We start from the raw sequence: 23,280 nt of genomic DNA, 5'->3' as shown, positions 1-23,280 counted from the left end.
GCGCTCCTAGCGGAGCACCAGATTGTCCCGGTGGATCAACTCGGGCTCGGCCACGTAGCCGAGCACCGCTTCGAACTGCGACGACGGCTTGCGCGCAATCAGCCGCGCTTCCGCGGCTGAGTAGTTCGACAGGCCCCGAGCCAGTTCGACGCCTTCGGCGGTCTGCACCGAGATGACATCGCCGCGGTGGAACCCGCCCTGCACGTCAGTCACGCCGATGGGCAGCAAGCTCTTGCCGTCGTCGCGCAGCTTCGTCACCGCACCGGCATCGACCTTGACCGCACCGCGAAGCTGCAAGTGGTCCACCATCCACTGCTTGCGCGCCGCCAACTTGGGCGTTGCCGCCAGCAGCGCCGTGCCGATGGCCTCGCCGCGCGCCAGGCGCACAAGCACATCGGGCTCGCGCCCCCAGGCGATGACCGTACCCGCACCACTGCCGGCCGCACGCTTGGCCGCGAGGATCTTGGTGATCATGCCGCCGCGGCCGATGCTGGTGCCCGCGCCACCGGCCATGCGCTCCAGCTCGGGATCGCCGGCCTGCGCCGTGTCGATGAAGCGCGCAGCTGGGTCCTTGCGCGGGTCGGCCGAATACAGGCCGCGCTGGTCGGTCAGGATGACAAGGGCGTCGGCCTCGACAAGGTTGGCGACCAGCGCCCCCAGCGTGTCGTTGTCGCCGAACTTGATCTCGTCGTTGACGACGGTGTCGTTCTCGTTGATGACCGGCAACACGCGGTGGGCCAGCAGCGTCAGCAACGTCGAGCGTGCATTGAGGTAGCGCTCGCGGTCGGCCAGGTCGGCGTGGGTCAGCAGCACCTGGGCACTGGCCAGGCCTTGTGCGCTGAGCTGGCTTTCGTACATCTGCGCCAGACCCATCTGGCCGACGGCGGCGGCCGCCTGAAGCTCATGCAGCTCTTTCGGGCGCGTTGCCCAGCCAAGGCGCTTCATGCCCTCGGCGATGGCGCCGCTGGACACCATGATCAGCTCCCGGCCGTCCTTCGCCAGCGTTGCCAGCTGGCGGCTCCAGTTCGCGATCGCTTCGGCATCAATGCCCCGGCCCTCGTTGGTGACGAGGCTGGAACCAACTTTGACAACGATGCGGCGCGCGCTGGACAGCAAGCTCATTCGGCGGGGTCTTTGGACTCGAAACGGATGTCGGGTTCTTCGATCACGCGCTGGTCGGCAGCGACGTGGTCGTAGATGGCGTGGATCAGCGGCTGGCAGCCTTGACGGGTCAGCGCCGAGATCTCGAAGACCGGGCCCTTCCAGCGGTAGCGCTTGACGAAATCCTTCACGCGCGCGGCGCGCTCGTCTTCCGGAACCATGTCCAGCTTGTTCAGCACCAGCCAGCGCGGCTTGGCATGCAGTTCGCCGTCGTACTTCTTCAACTCGGCGACGATGGCCTTGGCTTCCTTGACCGGATCGACTTCGGGGTCGAACGGTGCGAGGTCGACGACGTGTAGCAGCAAACGCGTGCGCTGCAGATGGCGCAGGAACTGGTGGCCCAGGCCGGCGCCTTCCGCGGCGCCTTCGATAAGGCCGGGGATGTCGGCGACGACGAAACTCTTCTCGGGCGCGACGCGCACGACACCCAGGTTGGGATGCAGCGTCGTGAACGGGTAGTCAGCAATCTTGGGCTTGGCGTTGGAGATCGCCGTGATCAGCGTCGACTTGCCGGCGTTGGGCTGGCCCAGCAGGCCCACATCCGCCAGCACGCGCAGTTCCAACCGCAGTTTCTTCGCCTCGCCCGGCCAGCCGGGGGTCTTCTGGCGCGGCGCACGGTTGGTCGAAGTCTTGAAATGCAGGTTGCCGAAGCCGCCGTCGCCGCCCTTGGCCAGCAGGATGCGCTGGCCCATCTCGAGCAGCTCACCGATGACGGTCTCTGTTTCGAGGTCCGTGATGATGGTGCCGACCGGCACGCGCAACACGATGTCATCGGCCGCCGCGCCGAAGCAGTCGGAGCCGCGGCCGGCCTCGCCGTTGCGCGCCTCGTGGCGACGCGCGTAGCGGTAGTCGATCAGCGTGTTCAGGTTGCGATCGGCCTCGGCCCAGACGCTGCCGCCCTTGCCGCCATCGCCGCCGTCGGGCCCGCCGAAGGGGATGAACTTCTCGCGCCGAAAGCTCGCGCAGCCCGCGCCGCCGTTACCGGCTGCGATGTCAATGGTGGCTTCGTCGACGAATTTCATGGCGGAGCAGCCATCGTACTGGCTGGGTTGCGGCAGGCCCGTTGCGTTTCAACGCAGCGGACTTTCCAAAAAACAAAAGCCCCGGCAGGCCGGGGCTTGGGGGTGTGTCCGGGCGGTTGACCCGTCCCGGATCACGCAGTCATCAAGCCGCCAGCGGCGTGATGATGACGGTCTGGCGGTTCTTTTCGCCCTTGATGGCGAACGACACATGGCCATCGACCAGCGCGAACAGCGTGTGGTCCTTGCCGATGCCCACATTCACGCCGGGGTGGAACTTGGTACCACGCTGACGCACGATGATGGAACCAGCGGAGATCAGTTCACCACCGTAAGCCTTGACGCCCAGCATTTTGGGCTTGGAATCGCGGCCGTTCCGTGTGGAACCGCCGCCTTTTTTCTGTGCCATGAGTTAGCTCCTAGAAATTAGCGAAAGACGACTGGGATCAGCCGTTGACCGCGCTGATTTCCAGCTCGGTGTAGTTCTGGCGATGGCCTTGGCTCTTCTTGTAGTGCTTGCGACGGCGCATCTTGAAGATGCGAACCTTGTCGTGCTTGCCATGGCTGATGACCTTGGCACTGACCGTGGCGCCGGCGACCAGCGGAGCGCCGACCGTCAGGCCGTCACCGCTGCCAACTGCCAGCACTTGGTCGATGGTGACCTCAGCGCCGACTTCCGCGTCGAGCAACTCGACCTTGATCTTTTCGCCAGCAGCAACCTTGTACTGCTTGCCGCCGGTTTTGATGACCGCGTACATGTTCTTCCTTTCGCACCCTGGAGGTGCATTCACCCGGCTCCAGCGGCTTGGCACCCATGTCTGCACACGCGCGCCGCCGCCCTCGTCGGGCCTTTTTGTCGGTTTTGTTGTCTCTCCACAGCACGTACGCAGCACGCACGAATTGCGAAGAGCCCGCGAGTATACCCGCGGTCAGCTGGGGATGGCAACCCGCTGCTTGGCTAGGCGCGCTGCGCCAGCGTCCGACCCGCATAACGCTCGGGTCGGCGGTGCGCGCGTCAGCCGTTTCTATAATCCGGGGATTCCTAGCTTGAGAGTCCAGAGTGAGCGTCGACTCAGCCTCGCCCCCACCCCAAGTTGCCGAGGCACTCGCCCTGCTTGCCGCCGAAATGGCCCAGGTCGACGAAGTCATCGCCCGACGCCTGAGTTCCGACGTCGCGCTGATCGACCAGATCGCGCACTACATCGTCCATGCTGGCGGCAAGCGCATGCGGCCCAAGCTCGTCCTGCTGTTCGCCAATGCGCTGGGCTTCGAAGGGCTGGCGCGCTTCGAGCTCGCTGCCGTCGTCGAATTCATCCACACGGCAACGCTGCTGCATGACGACGTCGTCGACGAGTCGTCCCTGCGCCGCGGCAAGCCCACCGCCAATGCGCTGTTTGGCAACGCTGCCAGCGTGCTGGTCGGCGACTTCCTCTATTCGCGCGCCTTCCAGATGATGGTCTCCGTCGACCGCATGCGCGTGCTGGAGGTGCTGGCAGAAGCCACCAACGTCATCGCAGAGGGCGAGGTCCTGCAGCTGATGAACATGCACGATCCCGACATCAGCGTCGAGAGCTATCTGCGCGTCATCCGCTTCAAGACTGCCAAGCTGTTCGAGGCCAGCGCCCGCCTCGGCGCCGTGCTGGCGAACGCGACGCCAGAAGTTGAAGAGGCCTGCGCGGCCTACGGCCGGGCGCTCGGCACCTCATTTCAGCTCGTGGACGATGTGCTGGACTACGAGGGTGATGCGCACGAACTGGGCAAGAACATCGGCGACGACCTGCGAGAGGGCAAGACCACGCTGCCACTGCTGATCGCGATGGAGCGCGCCACGCCCGAGCAGCGCGCGCTGCTGCGCCATGCCATCGAGGAAGGTGAGCTGGAGAGGCTGCAGGAGATCGTCACCATCGTCCGCTCGACAGGCGCGCTCGAGTCCACGCGTGAAGCCGCACGCGCCGAGGCGAGACACGCCAGCGACTCGCTTCAGCTGCTACCTCGCAACAAGTGGACAGAATCTCTGCTAGAATTCGCAATTCAGTCGGTTGAGCGCCACTCCTGATTTCTCGGGAACAGCGTCGCAACAGAAGACATCGGGGTGTAGCTTAGCCTGGTAGAGCGCTACGTTCGGGACGTAGAGGCCGGAGGTTCGAATCCTCTCACCCCGACCAAGTCTTCCCCTCGGGACGAGGGACCGTAAGCCGCCACGCGGCTACGCTGAAATCCTGCCGTTATCCCTTGGATTCGCTCGCTTGGCGGCGAGTCCATGACTGGCACAATCGACGGACTTCACTCTTGCCGTCATCGACGCCATCGCTCGTGGAAACCACGCTCGCAGAGCCGCTCCAGTCTTCCCTGTCCGGGGTTGCGCGCATGCTTGTGCATGCCGGCAAGCTGCAGCCCAAGGCCGCGGAAGATCTCGTCAAGCAGGCGCGCGAGAAAAAGACCAGCTTCGTCAATGCGGTGATCGCAAGCGGCCAGGTGTCGCCCACCGACCTAGCGCACACCTTGTCCAGCGCGCTGGCGCTGCCGCTGCTGGACCTGTCCGCCGTCGACCCACAGCGCATGCCGCAGAACGTCATTGACGCGAAGCTGGCCCAACAGTACCAGGTCGTCGCGCTGTCCCGCCGCGGCAGTCGGCTCTTCGTCGGCGGCGCCGACCCGACGGAGCTGGAGGTCATCGAGCGCATCAAGTTCGCGACCCAGTTGCAGCCCGAGTGGGTCATCGTCGAGCATGACAAGCTGGCCAAGATGCTGGCCACAGCCGGCGCAACGGCGGCGGAGACGCTGGAATCCATCGCCGGTGGCGACTTCGACTTCGACATCGCCGAGGACGATGCGGCGCCGCAGCAGGAGTCTGCCGAACTCGCGGATGTCGAGGACGCGCCAGTCGTGCGCTTCCTGCAGAAGATGCTCGTCGACGCGATCAATCTGCGCGCCTCCGACCTGCATTTCGAGCCCTACGAACTCCACTACCGCGTGCGTTTTCGCGTCGACGGCGAGTTGCGTGAGATCACGCAGCCGCCCGTCGCCATCAAGGACAAGCTGTCGTCGCGCATCAAGGTGATTTCGCGCCTGGACATCGCCGAGAAGCGCGTGCCCCAGGACGGGCGCATGAAGCTGAAGTTCGGATCCAAGTCCATCGACTTCCGCGTCAGCACGCTGCCCACGCTGTTCGGCGAGAAGATCGTCATCCGTATCCTGGACTCGTCGTCGGCCAAGCTGGGGATCGATGCGCTGGGCTACGAGAAGATCGAGAAGGAGCGCCTGCTTGCGGCCATCTACCGGCCCTACGGCATGGTGCTTGTGACCGGCCCGACGGGTTCGGGCAAGACGGTGTCGCTCTACACCTGCCTGAACATCCTGAACCAGCCGGGCGTCAACATCTCGACGGTCGAAGACCCGGCCGAAATCAACCTGCCCGGCATCAACCAGGTCAACGTCAACGACAAGGCCGGCCTGAACTTCTCGGCCGCGCTGAAGTCCTTCCTGCGCCAGGATCCGGACATCATCATGGTCGGCGAGATCCGCGACCTGGAGACGGCCGACATCGCGATCAAGGCTGCACAGACCGGCCACATGGTCATGTCGACGCTGCACACCAACGACGCACCCAAAACGCTGACCCGGCTGTTGAACATGGGCGTCGCGCCATTCAACATCGCCTCCAGCGTGCTGCTGATCACGGCGCAGCGCCTGGTGCGCCGGCTGTGCGAGAACTGCAAACAGCCGGCCGACTATCCACGCGATGCGCTGCTGAAGGCCGGCTTCGTCGAAGAGGATTTCGATGGCAGCTGGAAGCCCTACCGTGCAGTCGGCTGCAACAACTGCACCAATGGCTACCGTGGGCGCCTGGGTCTGTACCAGGTGATGCCCATCACCGAAGCAATCCAGCGCATCATCCTGGCCCAGGGCACGGCGATGGACATTGCCGAGCAGGCGAAGAAGGAAGGCGTGCGTGATCTGCGTCAGTCGGGCCTGATCAAGGTGCGCGGCGGCATCACGACGCTGGAAGAAGTCCTGTCCGCCACCAACGAATAAATCAGTCGCGAGGAGAGCGCATGGCCACTGCCACCGCCGCAGCAAAAGGCGTCAAAGAGTTCGTCTTCGAGTGGGAGGGCAAGGACCGCAACGGCAAGATCGTCCGGGGCGAACTGCGCGCCGGCGGCGAGGCCATGGTCAGCGCGACGCTGCGTCGCCAGGGCATCCTCGTCAACAAGGTCAAGAAGCGCCGCGTCAGCGGCGGCAGCTCGATCAAGCAGAAGGACATCGCCGTCTTCACGCGCCAGATCGCCACGATGATGCGCGCCGGCGTGCCATTGCTGCAGTCCTTCGACATCGTCGCGCGAGGCTCGACGAACCCGCGCCTGACCCGGCTGCTGAACGACATCCGCCAGGACGTCGAGACCGGCACCAGCCTGTCCTCGGCCTTCCGCAAGCATCCGATGTATTTCGACGCGCTGTACTGCAACCTCGTCGAAGCCGGCGAAGCGGGCGGCATCCTGGAAGCGCTGCTGGACCGCCTGGCGATCTACCAGGAGAAGACGGTTGCGATCAAGAACAAGATCAAGTCCGCGCTGACCTACCCCATCGCCGTGCTGACCGTCGCCTTCATCGTCGTCGCGGTCATCATGATCTTCGTCGTGCCGGCCTTCAAGGACGTGTTCACGTCCTTCGGCGCCGACCTGCCCGCACCGACGTTGATGGTCATCGCGATGTCGGAGTTCTTCGTCAGCTACTGGTGGGCCATCTTCGGCGCCATCGGCGGTGGCCTTTACTTCTTCATCCAGAGCTGGAAGCGCTCCGTGAAGATGCAAAAACGCATGGACCGTCTGCTGCTGAAGATTCCCGTGTTCGGCGACCTCTTGTACAAGTCCGCCGTCGCACGCTGGACGCGCACGCTTTCGACGATGTTCGCCGCCGGCGTGCCCCTCGTCGAGGCACTGGACTCGGTAGGCGGCGCCTCGGGCAACGCGGTGTTCCAGGAGGCCACCGAGCAGATCCAGCGCGACGTCTCCACCGGTTCCGCGCTGACGACATCGATGCAGACCACGGGCATCTTCCCGACGATGGTGCTGCAGATGGCCTCCATCGGCGAGGAGTCCGGCTCGCTGGACCACATGCTGGGCAAAGCCGCCGAGTTCTATGAGGACGAAGTGGACGAGGCGGTCAAGGCCCTGTCCAGCCTGATGGAGCCTTTCATCATCGTCATTTTGGGTACGCTGATCGGCGGCATCGTCGTGGCGATGTACCTGCCCATCTTCAAGATCGGCACCGTGGTCTGAAGCGCGCGGTCGGCGCAAGGCGCCGACCGTCTCGCCTAAGCCCAAAGCGGGTAGATTCCTGCCCGCACGTCGACCACCTGCAACGCCGCCATGCTCTCTTCCATCGACTGGTCCATCTGGCTCTCTCCCTGGGTGCTGGGCATCCTGGGCCTGTGCATAGGCAGCTTCCTGAACGTCGTCATCCACCGCATCCCGCTGATGCTGGAGCGGCAATGGCTGCACGAATCGGCGGCCCAGCTGACCGATGCGTCGGCCATGGCCCGCGTCGCCGGCGTGCCGCAGGCCGAGGCCGACCAGCTCGCCAAGGCGGTCGACGCCTATGGCACCAAGATCGAGGCGCTGCCGCCGTTCGGCATTTCAAAGCCGCGCTCGCGTTGCCCGCACTGCGGTCACCAACTGCGCTGGCACGAGAACCTGCCCGTCATCGGCTGGCTGCGGCTGGGTGGCAAATGTGCGGCCTGCAAGGCGCCAATCTCCAAGCGCTATCCGATCATCGAAGCCGTGACCGGTCTCGCCTTTGCGGCCCTGTCCTGGCGCTTTGGCGCGCAGCCGACCACGCTGCTGTGGTGCGGCTTCGTCGCCGCGCTGATCGCACTGGCGATGATCGACTGGGACACGACGCTGCTGCCCGACGCCATCAACCAGCCGCTGCTGTGGGCCGGCCTGATCGCGGCGCTGATGGGCTGGACGATTCCGCTCGACAAGGCGCTGATGGGGGCGCTCGCCGGCTACCTCTCGCTGTGGTCCATCTACTGGCTGTTCAAGCTCGCCACCGGCAAGGAGGGCATGGGCTTTGGCGACTTCAAGCTGCTCGCGGCGCTGGGCGCCTGGCTGGGCTGGCAGATGATCCTGCCCATCGTGCTCGGTGCTTCGGCCATCGGCGCGGTCGTGGGCATCATCATGAAGATGAACGCCGGCCTGCGAGAAGGCCGCTACGTGCCCTTCGGCCCCTTCCTGGCCGGTGGCGGGCTGGTGGTGCTGTTCGCCGGCCAGCAGACCGTGCTGGGCTGGCTGGGCTGGGCCTGACGCCGAGATGCGCATCGGCCTGACCGGCGGCATCGGCAGCGGCAAGAGCACGGTGGCGGGTTTCCTGCGGGAGGCCGGTGCCACCATCGTCGACACCGACGCGATCTCACGCGCACTGACGCTGCCGGGCGGCGCCGCCATGCCGGCCATCGCCCAGCAGTTCGGCGCCGACTTCATCGCGGCGGACGGCGCACTGGACCGCGACCGCATGCGCGCCCTCGCCTTCTCCGATGCGGGCGCCAAGCGCCGGCTCGAATCCATCCTGCATCCGCTGATCACTGCTCAAGCCCTGACCGAGGCCGACGCTGCCACCACCGGCCTGGTCGTCTTCGACGTGCCGCTGCTGGTCGAGTCCGGGCGCTGGCGGGCGCGCGTCGCGCGCGTTCTCGTCGTGGACTGCTCGGCCGAGACCCAGATTGCGCGTGTTCTGCAGCGCCCCGGCTGGTCGCGCGCGCGCGTTGACGGCGCACTGGCCGCGCAGACCACGCGCGAGGCCCGGCGGGCCGCTGCCGATGCGGTGCTGCTGAACGATGGGCTTGCGCTTGTCACGCTCAGAAACGAAGTGATGAGCCTGGCCGCACGCTGGGGCTGTGAAACAATCGCGGCGCCCTGACTGAAGCCCCCGCCGTGGTCCTGTACGAGTACCCGTTCAACGAAAGCATCCGCACGATGCTTCGCCTCGAACACCTGTTCGACCGCCTCGGTGCGCTGATGGCGCGCGAAACGGCGCTGGACCATCACTTCGCGCTGGTCACGCTGTTCGAGATCCTGGACGTCGCCTCGCGCGCCGACCTGAAGAGCGACTTGCTCAAGGAGCTCGAAAAGCACAAGGCCCAGTTCAATGCCTACCGCGGCAACCCAGGCGTCGAGGAAGTGCGGCTGGACGAGGTGGTCGGCCGCATCGACGGCGCCTTCCAGCGCTTGAACGCGGTGGCCGGCAAGACCGGTGTGGCACTGACCGGCAATGACTGGCTGATGAGCATTCGCAGCCGCATCAGCATTCCCGGCGGCACTTGCGAGTTCGATCTGCCGGCCTACTACAACTGGCAGCAATTGCTGCCAGTGCGCCGCCGCAAGGACTTGATGAGCTGGGCACAGACCTTGATGCCGATGGCCGAGGCCCTGCAGGTGTTGCTGGGCATGCTGCGCGACTCCGGTGCGCCGCACAAGGTCGCCGCCACGGCGGGCCAGTTCCAGCAGAGCCTGCCCGCCGGCCGCGTCTACCAGCTGCTGCGCATGCGCATCGACCCCAGCCTGGGGCTGATCCCCGAGATCTCCGGCCACCGGCTGATGATCTCCATCCGGCTGATGCGCCAGGACGAGGAAGGCCGGCTCAAGCTGGCCCAGGAAGACACCGCGTTCGAGCTGGCCCTGTGTCAATGAAGAAGACCAACGCCCAAGGCGAGCGCATCGTGCGCTGCCCCCAGTGCGGCGGCGACAGCGTGTTCGCGCCCAGCAACAAATGGCGGCCGTTCTGCAGCGAACGCTGCCGGCAGATCGACCTGGGCGCCTGGGCCAGCGAGAGCTTCCGCGTGCCGGCCGCACCGCCGCAGGACCCGGACGAAGCCGGGCCTGGCGGCGAACCGCACATGCACTGATCAGGCGCTCAGCAAGCGCCGCGACACCAGCTCACGCCGCGCACTCGCGGCATCGGTGAACAGGAAGGCTTGCCAGTCACGTGCCAGAGCCGCGTCCACATTGGCCGGGTGATCGTCCAGGAACAGCAACTCGTCAGGCTTGGCCTCGAAGCGCCGCTCCGCCATCGCGAAGATCTCCGCGCCGGGCTTGACCTGCTTCACATGGCCCGAGAACAGGCCCGACTGGAACCATTCATTGAGCGGGTGGCTGCGCGCCAGGTGCTCGGCAAACGGCTCCGGCATGTTGGACAGGAAGTGCAACTGATGGCCGGCCGCGCGCAGGTCGCGGATCAGCACCACCGTGGCCGGGATGGGCAGCAGCTCGTCGGGCACGGCGCGCACGACCGCGGCCACATCACCCAATGGCCAGCCGGTGCGGGCCGCGACACGGCGCACGACTTCGTCGGCACCGATCAGGCCCTGGTCGAACAGGCCCCAGTCGCCGCCGTAGTTCTGGAAGAACACTGCCGCGGCGGCCGCGCCCTGCTCCAGCGTCTCGATGCGATGCGGCCAGATCCGCGCCAGAAAGCTCGCCGGATGCCAGCGGAACACGACGCCGCCAAAGTCGAAGACGATCTTCATGCCAGCAACCGGGTCAGCAGGCCGGCGGTCGAGCCATCCAGGCCCGTCGTGTCACCCGAGTCCAGGCGCGGCAGCAGCTGGTTGCACAGCGCCTTGCCAAGCTCCACGCCCCATTGGTCGAAGCTGTTGATGCCCCACAGCGCGCCAGTGACGAAGACGCGGTGCTCGTAGAGGGCGATCAGCGCACCCAGCGAGCGCGGCGTCAGTGCGTCCAGTACGAGGGTTGTGCTCGGGCGGTTACCGGGAAAACTGCGGTGGCGGGACAAAACATCGCGGTCCAGCGTCGCGGAGGCGGTCGGCGCCTTCTCGGTCAGCGCCTCGGCGGCCGTCTTGCCTTGCATCAACGCCTGGCTCTGCGCCAGGCAGTTGGCCAGCAGCTTGCGATGCTGGTCGGCGAGCTTGTCGGCCAACTCACCCGTCACGCAGTGGTTGGGCCGCTTCACCGCGATGAACTCCACCGGAATCACGTCCGTGCCCTGGTGCAGCATCTGGAAGTAGGCATGCTGGCCATTCGTGCCGGCCTCGCCCCAGACGACGGGCGACGTGCCGATGGCCAGCGCGTTGCCGTCCAGGTCCACGCCCTTGCCGTTGCTCTCCATCTCTAACTGCTGGAGGTAGGCCGGCAGGCGGCGCAGCCCCTGGTGATACGGCGCGACGCTGCGGCTGGTGAAGCCGTGGAAATTGCGGTACCAGATGTCGACCAGGCCCAGCAGCACGGGCAGGTTCTTGTCCAGCGGCGTGGTCGCGAAGTGCTGGTCCATCGCGTGCGCGCCCGCTAGCAACTCGCGAAAGTTGTCGGCGCCCACGGCGATGGCGATCGGCAGGCCGATCACCGACCACAGCGAGTAGCGGCCGCCGACCCAGTCCCAGAAGCCGAAGGCGGTGTCGATGCCGAACGCCGCCGCCGCCGCGGTATTGCTGCTGGTGGCGACGAAGTGTCGAGCCACGTCGGTGCCGCCCGCCGCGAGGAACCAGGCCTTGGCGGCCTGCGCGTTGGCCAACGTCTCCTGTGTCGTGAAGGTCTTGGAGGCGATGACGAACAGCGTGTGCTTCGCGTCCAGCCCGGCCAGCACCGGTGCCAGGTCGTGACCGTCGACGTTGGAGACGAAGTGCAGCTTCAGGTCACGCCGGCCAAAGGCCTGCAGCGCCTGCACGACCATGGCGGGCCCCAGGTCGCTGCCGCCGATGCCGATGTGGACGACGTCGGTGATCTCGCCGCGCTCGCCGCGGCGCACGCCGTCGGCAAACGCCAGCATCGCGTCGAGAGACGCCTGCACCTCGGCGTTGAATGGCGCGTCGCTGCCGGCTGGCGCGCGCAGCGCCGTGTGCAGCACCGCGCGGCCCTCCGTGTGGTTGACCGGGTCGCCGCGCAGCAGCGCGTCGCGGCGCGACTCCAGGCCGCAATCGCGGGCCAGCTTCAGCAGCAACGCTAGCGTGGGCGTATCGATGCGGTTCTTGGACAGGTCGGCAAAGACCTCGGGCGCTTCAAACGACAGCGCGCCGAAGCGGCCCGCGTCGGCCTTGAACGCCTCGCGGACGTCGAAGCCGCGACCGCTCGCGGCGTGGTGGGCTTGCAGTTCAGCCCAGACGGGAGACAGGTCGCAGCGGGTCGCCATGGTCAGGCAGCCTCGATGAGCTTGTCGAGCTTGCCGGCGTCCACGGCGAACAGGCGGATGCCTTCTGCCAGCTTCTCGGTCGCCATCGCATCCTCGTTCAGTGCGAAGCGGAAGGCGGCCTCGTTGAGATGGATGGCGGGCGTCGCTGGCGACTTGGTCGGGTCGAGCGCACGCTCCAGCTTGGCATCGGTCGCCTGCAGTTGCGCCAGCAGGTCGGGGCTGATGGTCAACAGGTCGCATCCGGCCAGCGCCCGGATCTGGCCGATGTTGCGGAAGCTCGCGCCCATGACCTCGGTCTTGATGCCGTGCTGCTTGAAGTAGGCGTAGATCTGGCTCACGGACTTCACGCCGGGGTCGTTGACGCCCGACTGCGCGGCTTCGTCCCAGTTGCTGCCGGCCGACTTCTTGTACCAGTCGTAGATGCGGCCCACGAACGGCGAGATCAGCTGCACCTTGGCTTCACCGCAGGCCACGGCCTGGGCGAAGGCGAACAGCAGCGTCAGGTTGCAGTGGATGCCTTCACGCTCCAGCTCGGCGGCGGCCTGAATGCCTTCCCAGGTCGACGCCAGCTTGATCAGCACGCGCTCGCGGCCGATGCCGGCGGCTTCATACAGCGCAATGATGCGGCGTGCCCGCGCGAGGCTGGCGGCCTTGTCGAAGCTCAGGCGCGCATCGACTTCGGTGGACACCCGGCCCGGCACGACCTTCAGGATCTCCAGCCCGAAACGCACCAGCACCTGGTCGACGATCTCGTCCAGCGGTTTGCCGCGGTGGGCTTCGACCGTTTCCTTCAGCAGCGGTGCGTAGTCGGGCGACTGCACGGCCTTCAGGATCAGTGAAGGGTTGGTCGTTGCATCCCGCGGCGCGAACTGCGCCAGCTGCAGGAAGTTGCCGGTGTCGGCCACGACGGTGGTGAAGGCTTTGAGCTGGTCGAGCTGGTTCATGGTTGGCCTGTCCTCGGGTCGATTGGATTGACCCGGCGAAGAAACTGCTGCATAGTATTTCACGAAACTTAGTTACACAACGGTTAGCGCCCCATGGGAGACGCTGGCTTGGAGACTCCGCAGATGTCTTTCGATCTCGTGTTCTTTGGCGGTACCGGCGACCTGACATGGCGCAAGCTGATGCCCGCGCTGTTCCAGGCCTTCCGGCACGGCAAATTGCCCGAAGGCGGCCGCATTCTCGCCGTCGCGCGTGACGACCAGACCGACGAGCGCTACCGCGAATGGCTGAAGGAGCGCTTCCGCGAGGTGGACGGCGCCAAGCGCCCGAACGACGAGGAGTTCGAGCGCTTCGCGTCGCTGATCCATTACCGCCGCATGGACTTGTCGCAGCCCGACCATTACCAGGGCCTGAAGGACTGGCTGGACGCGCGCAATGCCGACACCGTCGTGCTGTACCTGGCCACCAGCCCGCACCTGTTCACCGGCATCTGCCAGCAATTGGGCGCGGTCGGTCTGAACCACGACAAGGTGCGCGTGGTGCTGGAAAAGCCGCTGGGCCACGACCTGGCCAGCGCGCAGGAGATCAACCGTGCGGTGCGCAGCGTGTTCGCCGAAGCGCAAGCCTTCCGCATCGACCATTACCTGGGCAAGCCGTCGGTGCAGAACCTGATGGCGCTGCGCTTCGGCAATGCGCTGTTCGAGCCGCTGTGGCGCCGCGAGAGCATCGCCAACATCCAGATCACGTTGGCCGAGCGCCTGGGCGTGGGCACGCGGGGTGCGTTCTACGACGGCACCGGCGCGCTGCGCGACATGATCCAGAACCATGCGCTGCAGCTGCTGACGATGATTGCGATGGAGCCGCCGGCGCGCAACGACGCCGACGCGATCCGCGACGAGAAGCTCAAGGTGCTGCGCTCGCTGAAGCCCTTCACGCCGGACAGCGTGGCCCGCGACGTCGTGCGCGGCCAGTACCGCGCCGGCACCATCGAGGGCACGGCCGTGCCGGGCTACCTGGACGAGGTCAAGGTGCCGCCCGACAGCGCCTGCGAAACCTTCGTGGCGCTGCGCACCGAGGTCAACAACTGGCGCTGGGCCGGCGTGCCCTTCTACCTTCGCACCGGCAAGCGGCTGGCCGAGCGCGACGCGCAGATCGTCGTCAACTTCCGGCCCGTGCCGCACAAGATCTTCCCCGGCGCCAGCCAGCCCAACCGCCTGGTCATCAAGCTGCAGCCCGAGGACGGCCTGGAGCTGCAGCTGCTGGCTCAGAAGGGTGCGGGCGCCAATGAGCAACTGACGCCGGTGTCGCTGGACCTGGACTTCGACAAGGCGTTTGCCACACAGCGCGTCGGCGCCTACGAGCGCCTGCTGCTGGACGCGATCGCCGGCCGACTGAACCTGTTCGTGCGCAGCGACGAGCAGGAGCAGGCCTGGCGCTGGGTGGAACCCATCCTGGACGCCTGGGCGGCCGATGCGAGCGGCCCGCGTCCCTATTCGGCGGGCTCCTGGGGCCCGGCCGCGGCAAGTGCGTTGGTCGCACGTGATGGTTTCAGCTGGGCGGAAGAGCAATGAGCATTCTTGAGCGCGTGAAGGCCGCCCTGCCGGCCCTGCCGCCAGCCGAACAACGGGTCGCCAAGCTGCTGCTGCTGGATGCGCGCAGCTTCGCCAGCCTGCCGGTCAGCGAGCTGGCCGACCGCTCGCACGTCTCCAAACCGACGGTGGTGCGCTTCTGCCGCAGCGTGGGCTACGACGGCCTGGCGGACTTCAAGCTCAAGCTGGCCGGCAGCGTCAACGAGGGCGTGCCCTTCGTGCACCGCGCGGTGGATGAGGACGACAAGCCGCAGGACATCATCGTCAAGGTGGTCGACAACGCCGTCGCCGCGCTGCTGCACTACCGCAACGACGCCGCCAGCCACGCCTTCGAGCGCGCCATCGAGGCGCTGGCCGATTCGGCCCGCCACAACCGGCGCATCGAGTTCTACGGCGTCGGCAACTCAGGCATCGTCGCGCAGGACGCGCAACACAAGTTCTTCCGCCTGGGCGTCAACACGGTGGCGACCAGCGACGGCCATGTGCAGCTGATGAGCGCGACCATGCTGCAGCCGGGCGACTGCGCCGTCATCATCAGCAATTCGGGGCGCAGCCGCGACCTGCTGGACGCGGCGGAGATCGCGCGCAAGAAGGGCGCGACCATCATCATCATCACGGCCAGCGCGTCGCCGCTGGCGCAGCTGGCGTTGGGGCCCAGCCAGATCCTGCTGGCGGTGGACCACCCCGAGGACTTCGACCGCTACAGCCCGATGGTGTCGCGGCTGCTGCACCTGATCGCGGTGGACATCCTGACGACGGGCGTCGCGCTGAAGCTGGGCCAGCACCTGCGACCCATGCTGCAGGAGATCAAGAAGAACCTGCGCGCGAAACGCTACGCAGGTTGATCGCTCAGGCCGCCATGGTCGGCGGCCACAACAGCTCGGCGACGCCGTAGACACGCGCCAGCTCGCGCAGCTTGTCCGGCGCGTCGTTGAGCTTGAGTGTGGCGCCTTGCTCGCTGCACTGCCGCGCCGCGGACAGCAGCAGGCTGAGCGCCGACGAATCGAAATCCGTCAGCTCTGCGGCCGACAGCCGCACCTCGCGGCCCGCCGCGGCCAGCACCTGGGCGGCCTCGGCGCGCAGCGCTGGCGACATCTGCGCCCAGGCGGCGCGGGCGCCATCCGTGCGCAGCCGCGCGGGCAGCTTCAAGCCGCTCAAGATCAGCTCTTGGTGGCCGGTGCGCCGGCCTTGGCGTTCTTGTCCGCCAGGCTCTTGATCAGGCCGTCGATGCCGTTGGCGCCGATCTCCTGCGCGAAGCTGTTGCGGTATTGGTCCGCCAGCCAGATGCCCAGCACGTTGACGTCGTAGATCTTCCACTCGGCACCGGCCTTCTCCAGGCGGTAGTCGAGCTGGATCGGGTCACCCTTGCCGCGGATCTCGGTACGCACGACCACCTCCGTCGCGCCGGCTTCGGCACGCAGGGGCTTCAGGCCGATGGTCTGGTCCTTCACCTGCGTCAGCGCGCCGGCATAGGTGCGCACGAGCAGCGTCTTGAACTCGGCCTGCAGCTTGGTCTGCTGGTCGGGCGTGGCCTGGCGCCAGAAGCGGCCGACGGCGGACGACGTCATGCGCTGGAAGTTGACATGCGGCATCACCTTGGCGTCGACCAGGGCAATGATCTTGGCCACGTTGCCGGACTGGATGTCCTTGTCGGCCTTGACGGCCTCGATGGTCTCCAGCGACAGCTGGCGGATCAGTTGGTCGGGCGCGCTGGCATCGGCGGCATGGGCGGCGTGCACGAGGCCAAGGCCCAAGGTGGCCGTGACGAGCAGGCGGCGCAGGGAAGTCAGCAAAGTCATGATGTCGCTTTCTCTGAACAAGGACTGACGCTCAACGCGCGAGCCCAGTGTTTGGTTCACCGCGTGGCTGCAGAAGCGGGCTCGGCGGGCTTTTTCACGGTGGCGGCGGGCTCGGACGCCGCCGGCTGAGGCGCCGAAGCGGCCACGGCGGGTGCCGAGGCGCCATTACCCGGCACCAGCACCTCGACCTCCTCGTCGTCGTCGAAGCTGCCGCGGCGCTGCAGGTAGGCATCGCGGTAGAAGGTGTACTTGTCCAGCGCGATGCCTTCCAGCATGTCGCCGGCGCGCAGGAAGTTGGCACGCGTGTTGATGATGTTCAGCGAGGTGATGAGCACCTTCTTGCTGCCATCGTCGAACACGACGGCCGGCGAGGCCTGCCAGTCCAGCGGCAACGCGAGCGAATCTCGCACGGACGACGGGCCGAACAGGGGCCAGACGATGTAGGCGCCGGTGCCCATGCCCCATTTGCCCAGCGTCTTGCCGAAGTCCTGGCTGTTCTTCTCCAGGCCCGCCTCGGTGGCGATGTCCAGCACGCCCGCCAGGCCCAGCGTGGAGTTGACGGCGAAGCGCATGCCCTGCTCGACGCCGGCCTTGAAACGGCCCTGCAGCATCAGATTCACGGCCGACCACGCGTCGCCGATGTTGCCGAAGAAGTTGTCGATGCCGGTGCGGATGGGCGCTGGCACGATTTCGGAATAGGCGGTCGCCACGGGCTTGAGCACGTTGGCGTCCAGGCTCTCGTTGAAGGCAAAGACCTTGCGGTTCCAGGACTCCCAGGGGTCCAGTCGCTGCCCCTTGGAACCCATCACCTTGTCCACGGCGCGCTCGATGCGCGAGCCGACGCCCTTGACGGTCTGGCAGCCCGCCAGGCCCAGCACCAGCGCCATCAGTGCCAGCATGCGAATCACTCGGCTCACGGCTTGCCTCCTGCCGAGGCCGGGGTTGCGGCGCTGCCCATGTCAGAGGCCTTGCTGTTGATGAACTGGCCGATCAGGTTCTCGAGCACGACGGCGCTCTGCGTCTGCCGGATGACATCGCCGGTGGCGAGGTTCTTCTCGTCGGCGCCCGGCTCCAGGCCGATGTATTGCTCGCCGAGCAGGCCCGACGTCAGGATCTTGGCCGAGCTGTCCTTGGGGAACAGCGTCGCCTTGTGCAGGTTGATGACGACCTTGGCCTGGAAGGTCTTGTCGTCGAAGGCGATCGACTCCACCCGGCCGACGACGACGCCGGCGCTCTTGACCGCCGCACGCGCCTTCAGGCCGCCAATGTTGTCGAAGCGCGCCGAGACCTGGTAGGTCTCGTCGAAATTGAGGCTGAGCAGATTCCCGGCCTTCAACGCGAGGAAGAGCAACGCCGCGCCGCCGAGCAGCACGAAGAGACCCACCCAGGCGTCATGTCGAGAGGCTTGCATGTGTACTCCCTGACTCCATCAAATCGAAAACATCATCGCGGTCAGCATGAAGTCCAGCGCCAGCACGGCAAGGGACGACAGCACGACGGTGCGGGTGGTCGCGGCCGACACGCCTTCCGGCGTGGGGCTGCACGTGTAGCCCTGCAGCAGCGCAACGAAGGTGACCGTCACGCCGAACACAAGACTCTTGACGACGCCGTTGCCGACGTCCGCAAAAACATCCACGCCGCCCTGCATCTGCGACCAGAAGGCGCCTGCATCGATGCCCAGCAACGGCACGGCGACCAGCCAGCCGCCGATGATGCCGACGGCCGAGAAGACTGCCGCAAGTAAGGGCATCGCAATGAAACCGCCCCAGAAGCGCGGCGCCAGCACGCGCTGCACAGGGTCAACGGCCATCATCTCCATGGCCGTCAGCTGCTCGCCGGCCTTCATCAGACCGATCTCGGCCGTCAGGGACGTGCCGGCGCGGCCCGCGAACAGCAGCGCGGTGACGACCGGCCCCAGCTCGCGCACGAGGCTCAGCGCCACCAGCAGGCCCACCGCCTCGGCCGAGCCGTAGCGCTGGAGTGTGTAGTAACCCTGCAGCGCCAGCACGAAGCCGACGAACAGGCCGGACACGCCGATGATGGACAGCGAGCGATTGCCCAGATAGAAGACCTGCTCGCGCACGAGGACGAAGCGGGCCAGCGCCTTGGGCGAGCGCGCCAGCAGGCTGAGGAACAACCGTGCCGCGCCGCCGACGTCGGTCAGCGCCAGGCGTAGCCCGGCGCCGACACGGGTGGCCAGCGCCATCATGCCGACACCCCAAAGTCTTCAGCCACCGGCACGGCCGGCTGGTGAAAGCGCACCGGCCCGTCGGCCTCGGCGCCGACGAACTGGCGCACCAGCGGGTCGTCGCTGTGGCGAAGCTCATCCGGCGTCCCCTGGGCAACGACGCGGCCGTTGGCAACCATGGCCACCTCGTCGGCGATCTGGAAGGTCTCGTGCAAGTCATGCGACACGATGACGCTGGTCAGGCCCAGCGCATCGTTCAGGTCGCGGATCAGGCGGGCGGCAACGCCCAGCGAGATCGGGTCCAGGCCGGCAAAGGGCTCGTCGTACAGCACCAGGTCCGGGTCCAGCGCGATCGCCCGCGCCAGCGCCACGCGGCGGGCCATGCCGCCGGAGATCTCGCTGGGCAGCAGGTCGCGCGCACCGCGCAGACCGACCGCGTTGAGCTTCATCAGCACGAGGTCGCGGATCATGGCCTCGGGCAGGTCGGTGTGCTCGCGCAGCGGGAAGGCGACGTTCTCGAAGACGCTGAGGTCAGTGAACAAGGCGCCGAACTGGAACAGCATGCCCATGCGACGCCGCACGGCGTACAGGCCTTCCAGGTTCAGCGGCGCCAGATCCTGGCCGTCGAACAACACCTGGCCGGAGATCGGGCGCAGCTGGCGGCCCAGCAGGCGCAGTACGGTGGTCTTGCCGCCGCCCGAGGTGCCGATCAGCGCAAGCACCTTGCCGCGCTCAAGCTTCAGGTTGACGCCGTCCAGGATCACGCGATCGCCATAGCCGCAGCTGACGTTGCGCAGTTCGATCAGAGGTGTTGCGGTGGACAAGGGGTTCACGCAGGCAGGCCGGAGCCGGGCGGGAAGAAAGGGCGCCATGATAGGGGAAACACTGACACACCCCGAGACAAGTGCCTTCGCTGACGACGCAAGATATTGCGGGCCATGCGCCTGGAGCCAACAGGCGCCAGTAACACGAGCACACAGTTTGAAGGGCGATCGGTCGTGCGGCAGTTCACGAATTGCGCTCAAGCCGCGATCAGCGCGCTCGACTCGGCGACAAGCGGTCAGCGATGTTCTGCAACGCGCACCAGAATAGTTGTCACCGATCCGCACCATGAATGACATGTTCAGACCTACGCGCACCCATCGACGCTCAGCTGGCTTCACCTTGATCGAACTGATGATCGCGGTGGCGATCATCGGCATCCTCAGTGCGGTGGCCGTACCGGTCTATACCAGCTATATCACCCGGGGCCGGCTGGCTGACGCCAGTACGGGCTTGTCGACCGTTCGCGCCCAGATGGAGCGCTACTACCAAGACAACCGTACCTATGCGAGCGTGGGCAGCTTCACCACACCCTGCGCGACGACGAACGCGGCCTCGCGCACGTTCGGTGCGTTCGTCGTGTCATGCAACGGCACGCCCACCGCCACCACCTTCACGTTGAAAGCCACGGGCAGCGGAGCGGTCAGCGATTTCAGCTACACGATCAACCAGAGCGATGTGCGTGCGACGACTGCATTGCCAAGCAGTTGGGGTGCCACCTGCACTTCCAAATGGATCATGAAGAAGGGGGACTCGTGTTGAACCGCGACCATGGGTTCAGTCTGATCGAACTGCTGATCGCCGTCGCACTTGGCGCGCTGCTCGTCGCCCTGGCCATGCCGAGCTTTACGACGTGGATCAGCAACGCGCGGATCCGCAGCGTCGCCGACGCGCTGCAGTCCGGCCTGCGTACATCCCAAATCGAGGCACAGCGTCGGGCGCACACGGTAGTGTTTTTCCGAACCACCTCGAAGACCTGCGACACCACCTCAGTGGCCAATGCAAGCGGGTCGTTGTGGCAAATCAGAACCGTGCCCAACGCCCTGCTGACCGGCGACATGGCGGAGGCCGTGCAATGCGGCGTGCTGACAGACGTGTCCAGCGGCGTTAGTTTGACCGGCCCCACTACCGTATGTTTCAGTGGCGATGGCCGTCAGACGGCTGCCACCAACCCCGCCACGGTCGGCATCGACTGCGCGTTGGATGCTCAAGGGCGCGCCAGCAGCTTCGACGTGACGGCAAGCACTCCGACGGCAGGGGAGACTCGCGCGCTGCGCATCTTGGTGACGCTTGGCGGATCTGTCCGCATGTGCGACCCCAACAAGACCCTATCCACCAGCGCTCCTGACGGATGCCCAGCAACGTGAATCCGATCGTCACCCCATCCCGGCAAAACCCGAGCCGAGGCTTCTCGATCATCGAGATGCTGGTCGGGGTGCTGATCATTTCATTCGGCCTGCTTGGCTTGATGGCGTTGCAAAGCCGCGCCGTCCAGGTATCGGTCAGCAGCGAAGACTCGCAGCGCGCCGCGCTACTCGCCAGCGATATCGCGTCGACCATGATCAACCAAGGCACCGTGGCATTGAGCGACGAGATCGTCGAAGCCTGGGCGGCCCGAGTGGCCGATGCGGCATCGGGCGGCTTGAGCAACGGAGTTGGTAGCGTCACGGTGAGCGGTAGCACCGCGCGCATACAGGTTCAATGGACGCCGCCGCGAACCGTGTCGGGAGACAGCAACGGCGTACACAACTACCAAACCGACGTGGTGATCCCGTGAGGCAAGCCAAGGACGACATCCGCAACCTGGCACCCCGGTGCGCCGGCTTTTCGCTCATCGAACTGATGGTGGCCCTCGTCATTGGACTAGCGCTGACATTGGTGATCACTCGAATGCTGGCCAGCCAGGAGGCGGTGAGGCGAGGCATCACCTCGGGCGGTGATCTGGTCAGCAACACCGCGTACGCGGCGTACACCTTGGAGCGGGAACTGAGCACGGCCGGAGCCGGCATCAGCCAGGTGGTGGCAGAGAACTATGGCTGCCTGCTCAATGTGTCCAAAGGCAATGCCCAGTTGCTGCCAGCCACGTCAGCCTTTCCTGCGCCGTTTGCCTCCGTCTCGCAGAACTACCACCTCGCTCCTCTGGTGGTCTTCGCCGGCGCCGGCGCGGGCGGGTCCGACGTGATTGCCATGGCGGCCGGTGCTTCGGCCCTCAGCGAAGCTGGGCTGCCCGTGTCGCCCAAATCGACCGCAGCTGGGCAGCTGAAGCTGGCGAATACCCTTGGGCTGAAGGGCGGTGACCTGGTCCTCCTTTCGCAGCAGTCGGTGGGCTGCATGGTCCAACAGGTCAGTACAGGCTTCGTCGGCAGCACGGCCACGGTGCCCAAGCCTATTCTGACCTTTGGTGGCGACTACGCGGCGGACACTATCAATGCCTTGTCACTGACCGATTTCTCCACCGGGAACGCCTTCGTGTCCGTGCTCGGAAACGTTGCGGGCAACCAGCCGCGTTTCCAGTTGATCGGGCTCGGCGCCAACGCCACCTTGTTCAGCTACGACCTGCTGAAGCTGAATCAAACCGCGCCGCAGGCATTGGCAGAAGGCATCGTCGACATGCGTGTCTTGTACGGCGTTGACACTGTCAGGACCGGTCAACGCCAGGTGACCGCGTGGATCAAGCCGACAGACAGCGGCTATACCGCGGCGGCACTGACCAGCGGCACCAGCGCCGCCCAGACCAACCTGCAGGCGATTCTCGCGGTACGAGTTGGTCTCGTGCTACGCAGCGATCTGATCGAGAAAGACGACGTATCGACCGGGACGCTGACCTTGTTCAGCGACCTGGACGGGGTGCAATACACCTACACGCTGCCAACGGATGGCACCCGGCAACGATACCGAGCCGTGGAGTTCACCGTGCCGCTGCGCAACGTACGTTTCTCCCGCTGACATGACCCAAGCTCCTCAAGCCCCAGCGCGCCGGCCCCAGCAACGCGGCGTCGTCCTTGTCTTTGCCATGATCGCCCTGGTCATCATGCTGATCGGCGCGGTCGCGATCACACGCTCGATGAATGCGGCTCAGTTCAACATTGGCAACATCGGCTTCAAGCGCGACCTCACCAACCAATCCGAGCGGGCGATGCAGGCAGCGATGGCTGCAGTCAGAACCAGCGGTGTGCTTGCGGATCCAACCGTGCGGCTGACCAGCCTCAAATCGGCCAACTATTCGGCTGTCAAACTGCCAGACAACCCGCAAGGCATCCCCACGGCTTTGCTGTCGGACACGGAATTTGCGACGGTCGGCACGACAAGCAAGGACATCGACGTCAGCGACCAGAAGGTCCAGCTGCGCTACGTCATCGACCGGCTGGCCACCACCACGGGCGTCTGTAGCCCAGCGACATGCGTGGTCGCCAATCAAACCGTGTTCGGTGGCAGCTCCAGTGAATGGATCAATTCGCAGACCAACAGCGGTGCTGCGAACAACGCCAACCCGTCCGCAGTGCCGCAACAGCCCATCTACCGTCTCACGGTTCGTCTGATGGGCCCCCGCAATACTTTGTCCTTCTTCCAATCCACGTTCACGTCCGACTGAGCAAGCCTCATGTCGCGCCGGAGCACGG

General features: G+C 66.0%; 27 protein-coding genes and 1 tRNA gene. 15 read left to right on the top strand and 13 right to left on the bottom strand.

Features of this window, described 5'->3' with window-relative positions:
* Nucleotides 1-6 precede the first annotated feature (6 nt).
* The 4 genes from proB to rplU all read right to left on the bottom strand — a co-directional run bounded on the left by proB (nucleotide 7) and on the right by rplU (nucleotide 2,938).
* A complete protein-coding gene (gene proB, locus AC1D29_RS07370) occupies nucleotides 7-1,122 on the bottom strand; it encodes a glutamate 5-kinase (protein ID WP_477895686.1) in 1,116 nt (371 codons plus the stop codon).
* Complete coding sequence (obgE, locus tag AC1D29_RS07365) at nucleotides 1,119-2,183, bottom strand: GTPase ObgE (protein ID WP_477895684.1); 1,065 nt, start codon at nucleotides 2,181-2,183, stop codon at nucleotides 1,119-1,121. The genes proB and obgE overlap by 4 nt, the downstream gene beginning before the upstream one ends.
* 142 nt (nucleotides 2,184-2,325) lie before the next feature.
* The gene (rpmA, locus tag AC1D29_RS07360) at nucleotides 2,326-2,589 is read right to left on the bottom strand and encodes a 50S ribosomal protein L27 (protein WP_477895682.1); all 264 of its coding nucleotides are present in this window, start codon (nucleotides 2,587-2,589) and stop codon (nucleotides 2,326-2,328) included.
* A gap of 37 nt (nucleotides 2,590-2,626) precedes the next feature.
* Complete coding sequence (gene rplU / locus AC1D29_RS07355) at nucleotides 2,627-2,938, bottom strand: 50S ribosomal protein L21 (RefSeq protein ID WP_477896209.1); 312 nt, start codon at nucleotides 2,936-2,938, stop codon at nucleotides 2,627-2,629.
* A gap of 368 nt (nucleotides 2,939-3,306) precedes the next feature.
* On the opposite strand from rplU, the gene AC1D29_RS07350 reads away from it, so the two are divergent.
* The 8 genes from AC1D29_RS07350 to AC1D29_RS07315 all read left to right on the top strand — a co-directional run bounded on the left by AC1D29_RS07350 (nucleotide 3,307) and on the right by AC1D29_RS07315 (nucleotide 10,083).
* Nucleotides 3,307-4,236 carry a polyprenyl synthetase family protein gene (locus AC1D29_RS07350; RefSeq protein ID WP_477895680.1) on the top strand — a complete coding sequence of 310 codons (930 nt, stop codon included), beginning with the start codon at nucleotides 3,307-3,309 and terminating at the stop codon, nucleotides 4,234-4,236.
* 32 nt (nucleotides 4,237-4,268) lie between these two features.
* A tRNA-Pro gene (locus AC1D29_RS07345) sits at nucleotides 4,269-4,345 on the top strand.
* 202 nt (nucleotides 4,346-4,547) lie between these two features.
* Nucleotides 4,548-6,215, top strand: a complete 1,668-nt coding sequence (gene pilB, locus AC1D29_RS07340) for a type IV-A pilus assembly ATPase PilB (RefSeq protein WP_477895678.1) — start codon at nucleotides 4,548-4,550, stop codon at nucleotides 6,213-6,215.
* Nucleotides 6,216-6,235: 20 nt separating this feature from the next.
* Nucleotides 6,236-7,459 (top strand): type II secretion system F family protein, encoded by a 1,224-nt coding sequence (locus AC1D29_RS07335; protein WP_477895676.1) that lies wholly within the window; start codon nucleotides 6,236-6,238, stop codon nucleotides 7,457-7,459.
* A gap of 90 nt (nucleotides 7,460-7,549) precedes the next feature.
* Complete coding sequence (locus AC1D29_RS07330) at nucleotides 7,550-8,485, top strand: prepilin peptidase (RefSeq protein ID WP_477895674.1); 936 nt, start codon at nucleotides 7,550-7,552, stop codon at nucleotides 8,483-8,485.
* A gap of 7 nt (nucleotides 8,486-8,492) precedes the next feature.
* Nucleotides 8,493-9,098, top strand: coding sequence for a dephospho-CoA kinase (gene coaE, locus AC1D29_RS07325; RefSeq protein WP_477895672.1), 606 nt, complete (start codon nucleotides 8,493-8,495; stop codon nucleotides 9,096-9,098).
* A gap of 14 nt (nucleotides 9,099-9,112) precedes the next feature.
* Nucleotides 9,113-9,868, top strand: coding sequence for a cell division protein ZapD (gene zapD, locus AC1D29_RS07320; protein ID WP_477895670.1), 756 nt, complete (start codon nucleotides 9,113-9,115; stop codon nucleotides 9,866-9,868).
* Complete coding sequence (locus tag AC1D29_RS07315) at nucleotides 9,865-10,083, top strand: DNA gyrase inhibitor YacG (protein WP_477895668.1); 219 nt, start codon at nucleotides 9,865-9,867, stop codon at nucleotides 10,081-10,083. The genes zapD and AC1D29_RS07315 overlap by 4 nt, the downstream gene beginning before the upstream one ends.
* On the opposite strand, the gene AC1D29_RS07310 is transcribed toward AC1D29_RS07315, so the two are convergent.
* Genes AC1D29_RS07310 through tal form a run of 3 tightly spaced genes read right to left on the bottom strand, consistent with a single transcriptional unit; the run spans nucleotide 10,084 to nucleotide 13,264 of the window.
* Nucleotides 10,084-10,704 (bottom strand): HAD family hydrolase, encoded by a 621-nt coding sequence (locus AC1D29_RS07310; protein ID WP_477895666.1) that lies wholly within the window; start codon nucleotides 10,702-10,704, stop codon nucleotides 10,084-10,086. It lies immediately after the preceding gene.
* A complete protein-coding gene (pgi, locus tag AC1D29_RS07305) occupies nucleotides 10,701-12,320 on the bottom strand; it encodes a glucose-6-phosphate isomerase (RefSeq protein ID WP_477895664.1) in 1,620 nt (539 codons plus the stop codon). The genes AC1D29_RS07310 and pgi overlap by 4 nt, the downstream gene beginning before the upstream one ends.
* 2 nt (nucleotides 12,321-12,322) lie before the next feature.
* Nucleotides 12,323-13,264 (bottom strand): transaldolase, encoded by a 942-nt coding sequence (gene tal, locus AC1D29_RS07300; protein WP_477895662.1) that lies wholly within the window; start codon nucleotides 13,262-13,264, stop codon nucleotides 12,323-12,325.
* 123 nt (nucleotides 13,265-13,387) lie between these two features.
* Between tal and zwf the strand changes: the two genes are divergently transcribed.
* Complete coding sequence (gene zwf / locus AC1D29_RS07295; RefSeq protein ID WP_477895660.1) at nucleotides 13,388-14,833, top strand: glucose-6-phosphate dehydrogenase; 1,446 nt, start codon at nucleotides 13,388-13,390, stop codon at nucleotides 14,831-14,833.
* 2 nt (nucleotides 14,834-14,835) lie between these two features.
* The gene (locus AC1D29_RS07290; RefSeq protein ID WP_477896207.1) at nucleotides 14,836-15,696 is read left to right on the top strand and encodes a MurR/RpiR family transcriptional regulator; all 861 of its coding nucleotides are present in this window, start codon (nucleotides 14,836-14,838) and stop codon (nucleotides 15,694-15,696) included.
* 4 nt (nucleotides 15,697-15,700) lie between these two features.
* Here the strand turns inward: AC1D29_RS07290 and AC1D29_RS07285 are convergent, their stop codons facing one another.
* The 6 genes from AC1D29_RS07285 to AC1D29_RS07260 are packed head-to-tail and all read right to left on the bottom strand — an operon-like array spanning nucleotide 15,701 to nucleotide 19,710.
* Nucleotides 15,701-16,009 (bottom strand): STAS domain-containing protein, encoded by a 309-nt coding sequence (locus AC1D29_RS07285; protein WP_477895658.1) that lies wholly within the window; start codon nucleotides 16,007-16,009, stop codon nucleotides 15,701-15,703.
* 2 nt (nucleotides 16,010-16,011) lie between these two features.
* Nucleotides 16,012-16,650 carry an MlaC/ttg2D family ABC transporter substrate-binding protein gene (locus tag AC1D29_RS07280; protein WP_477895656.1) on the bottom strand — a complete coding sequence of 213 codons (639 nt, stop codon included), beginning with the start codon at nucleotides 16,648-16,650 and terminating at the stop codon, nucleotides 16,012-16,014.
* 56 nt (nucleotides 16,651-16,706) lie between these two features.
* The gene (locus AC1D29_RS07275; protein ID WP_477895654.1) at nucleotides 16,707-17,567 is read right to left on the bottom strand and encodes an MlaA family lipoprotein; all 861 of its coding nucleotides are present in this window, start codon (nucleotides 17,565-17,567) and stop codon (nucleotides 16,707-16,709) included.
* On the bottom strand, nucleotides 17,564-18,061 hold the full coding sequence (gene mlaD / locus AC1D29_RS07270; RefSeq protein WP_477895652.1) for an outer membrane lipid asymmetry maintenance protein MlaD: 498 nt from the start codon (nucleotides 18,059-18,061) through the stop codon (nucleotides 17,564-17,566). Before mlaD ends, AC1D29_RS07275 begins: the two co-directional genes overlap by 4 nt.
* 18 nt (nucleotides 18,062-18,079) lie before the next feature.
* Nucleotides 18,080-18,859, bottom strand: a complete 780-nt coding sequence (mlaE, locus tag AC1D29_RS07265) for a lipid asymmetry maintenance ABC transporter permease subunit MlaE (RefSeq protein WP_477895650.1) — start codon at nucleotides 18,857-18,859, stop codon at nucleotides 18,080-18,082.
* Nucleotides 18,856-19,710, bottom strand: a complete 855-nt coding sequence (locus AC1D29_RS07260; protein WP_477895649.1) for an ABC transporter ATP-binding protein — start codon at nucleotides 19,708-19,710, stop codon at nucleotides 18,856-18,858. The genes mlaE and AC1D29_RS07260 overlap by 4 nt, the downstream gene beginning before the upstream one ends.
* A gap of 238 nt (nucleotides 19,711-19,948) precedes the next feature.
* Here AC1D29_RS07260 and AC1D29_RS07255 point away from each other — a divergent pair, with 238 nt between their 5' ends.
* From AC1D29_RS07255 to AC1D29_RS07235, 5 genes are read left to right on the top strand one after another with little or no spacing between them, the layout of a single operon-like run.
* Nucleotides 19,949-20,422: a type IV pilin protein gene (locus AC1D29_RS07255; protein WP_477895647.1), complete on the top strand. Its 474-nt coding sequence runs from the start codon at nucleotides 19,949-19,951 to the stop codon at nucleotides 20,420-20,422.
* Nucleotides 20,392-21,027: a pilus assembly FimT family protein gene (locus AC1D29_RS07250; protein WP_477895645.1), complete on the top strand. Its 636-nt coding sequence runs from the start codon at nucleotides 20,392-20,394 to the stop codon at nucleotides 21,025-21,027. Before AC1D29_RS07255 ends, AC1D29_RS07250 begins: the two co-directional genes overlap by 31 nt.
* Nucleotides 21,012-21,437, top strand: coding sequence for a type IV pilus modification PilV family protein (locus AC1D29_RS07245; protein WP_477895643.1), 426 nt, complete (start codon nucleotides 21,012-21,014; stop codon nucleotides 21,435-21,437). Before AC1D29_RS07250 ends, AC1D29_RS07245 begins: the two co-directional genes overlap by 16 nt.
* Nucleotides 21,434-22,606 carry a PilW family protein gene (locus AC1D29_RS07240; RefSeq protein WP_477895641.1) on the top strand — a complete coding sequence of 391 codons (1,173 nt, stop codon included), beginning with the start codon at nucleotides 21,434-21,436 and terminating at the stop codon, nucleotides 22,604-22,606. Before AC1D29_RS07245 ends, AC1D29_RS07240 begins: the two co-directional genes overlap by 4 nt.
* 1 nt (nucleotide 22,607) lies before the next feature.
* On the top strand, nucleotides 22,608-23,252 hold the full coding sequence (locus AC1D29_RS07235; RefSeq protein ID WP_477895639.1) for a pilus assembly PilX family protein: 645 nt from the start codon (nucleotides 22,608-22,610) through the stop codon (nucleotides 23,250-23,252).
* Nucleotides 23,253-23,280 lie beyond the last annotated feature (28 nt).

This window comes from Roseateles sp. P1_C6, assembly GCF_056406315.1.
Note: the sequence above shows the minus strand (reverse complement) of the source record. Positions and strands in the feature narration are given on the sequence as shown.

Coding starts and splice junctions, on each gene's coding strand:
- proB (WP_477895686.1), bottom strand. CDS start 1,122: ATGAGCTTGCTGTCCAGCGCGCGCCGCATCGTTGTCAAAGTTGGTTCC.
- obgE (WP_477895684.1), bottom strand. CDS start 2,183: ATGAAATTCGTCGACGAAGCCACCATTGACATCGCAGCCGGTAACGGC.
- rpmA (WP_477895682.1), bottom strand. CDS start 2,589: ATGGCACAGAAAAAAGGCGGCGGTTCCACACGGAACGGCCGCGATTCC.
- rplU (WP_477896209.1), bottom strand. CDS start 2,938: ATGTACGCGGTCATCAAAACCGGCGGCAAGCAGTACAAGGTTGCTGCT.
- AC1D29_RS07350 (WP_477895680.1), top strand. CDS start 3,307: ATGGCCCAGGTCGACGAAGTCATCGCCCGACGCCTGAGTTCCGACGTC.
- pilB (WP_477895678.1), top strand. CDS start 4,548: ATGCTTGTGCATGCCGGCAAGCTGCAGCCCAAGGCCGCGGAAGATCTC.
- AC1D29_RS07335 (WP_477895676.1), top strand. CDS start 6,236: ATGGCCACTGCCACCGCCGCAGCAAAAGGCGTCAAAGAGTTCGTCTTC.
- AC1D29_RS07330 (WP_477895674.1), top strand. CDS start 7,550: ATGCTCTCTTCCATCGACTGGTCCATCTGGCTCTCTCCCTGGGTGCTG.
- coaE (WP_477895672.1), top strand. CDS start 8,493: ATGCGCATCGGCCTGACCGGCGGCATCGGCAGCGGCAAGAGCACGGTG.
- AC1D29_RS07315 (WP_477895668.1), top strand. CDS start 9,865: ATGAAGAAGACCAACGCCCAAGGCGAGCGCATCGTGCGCTGCCCCCAG.
- AC1D29_RS07310 (WP_477895666.1), bottom strand. CDS start 10,704: ATGAAGATCGTCTTCGACTTTGGCGGCGTCGTGTTCCGCTGGCATCCG.
- pgi (WP_477895664.1), bottom strand. CDS start 12,320: ATGGCGACCCGCTGCGACCTGTCTCCCGTCTGGGCTGAACTGCAAGCC.
- tal (WP_477895662.1), bottom strand. CDS start 13,264: ATGAACCAGCTCGACCAGCTCAAAGCCTTCACCACCGTCGTGGCCGAC.
- zwf (WP_477895660.1), top strand. CDS start 13,388: ATGTCTTTCGATCTCGTGTTCTTTGGCGGTACCGGCGACCTGACATGG.
- AC1D29_RS07280 (WP_477895656.1), bottom strand. CDS start 16,650: ATGACTTTGCTGACTTCCCTGCGCCGCCTGCTCGTCACGGCCACCTTG.
- mlaD (WP_477895652.1), bottom strand. CDS start 18,061: ATGCAAGCCTCTCGACATGACGCCTGGGTGGGTCTCTTCGTGCTGCTC.
- mlaE (WP_477895650.1), bottom strand. CDS start 18,859: ATGATGGCGCTGGCCACCCGTGTCGGCGCCGGGCTACGCCTGGCGCTG.
- AC1D29_RS07260 (WP_477895649.1), bottom strand. CDS start 19,710: ATGGCGCCCTTTCTTCCCGCCCGGCTCCGGCCTGCCTGCGTGAACCCC.
- AC1D29_RS07255 (WP_477895647.1), top strand. CDS start 19,949: ATGAATGACATGTTCAGACCTACGCGCACCCATCGACGCTCAGCTGGC.
- AC1D29_RS07250 (WP_477895645.1), top strand. CDS start 20,392: ATGGATCATGAAGAAGGGGGACTCGTGTTGAACCGCGACCATGGGTTC.
- AC1D29_RS07245 (WP_477895643.1), top strand. CDS start 21,012: ATGCCCAGCAACGTGAATCCGATCGTCACCCCATCCCGGCAAAACCCG.
- AC1D29_RS07235 (WP_477895639.1), top strand. CDS start 22,608: ATGACCCAAGCTCCTCAAGCCCCAGCGCGCCGGCCCCAGCAACGCGGC.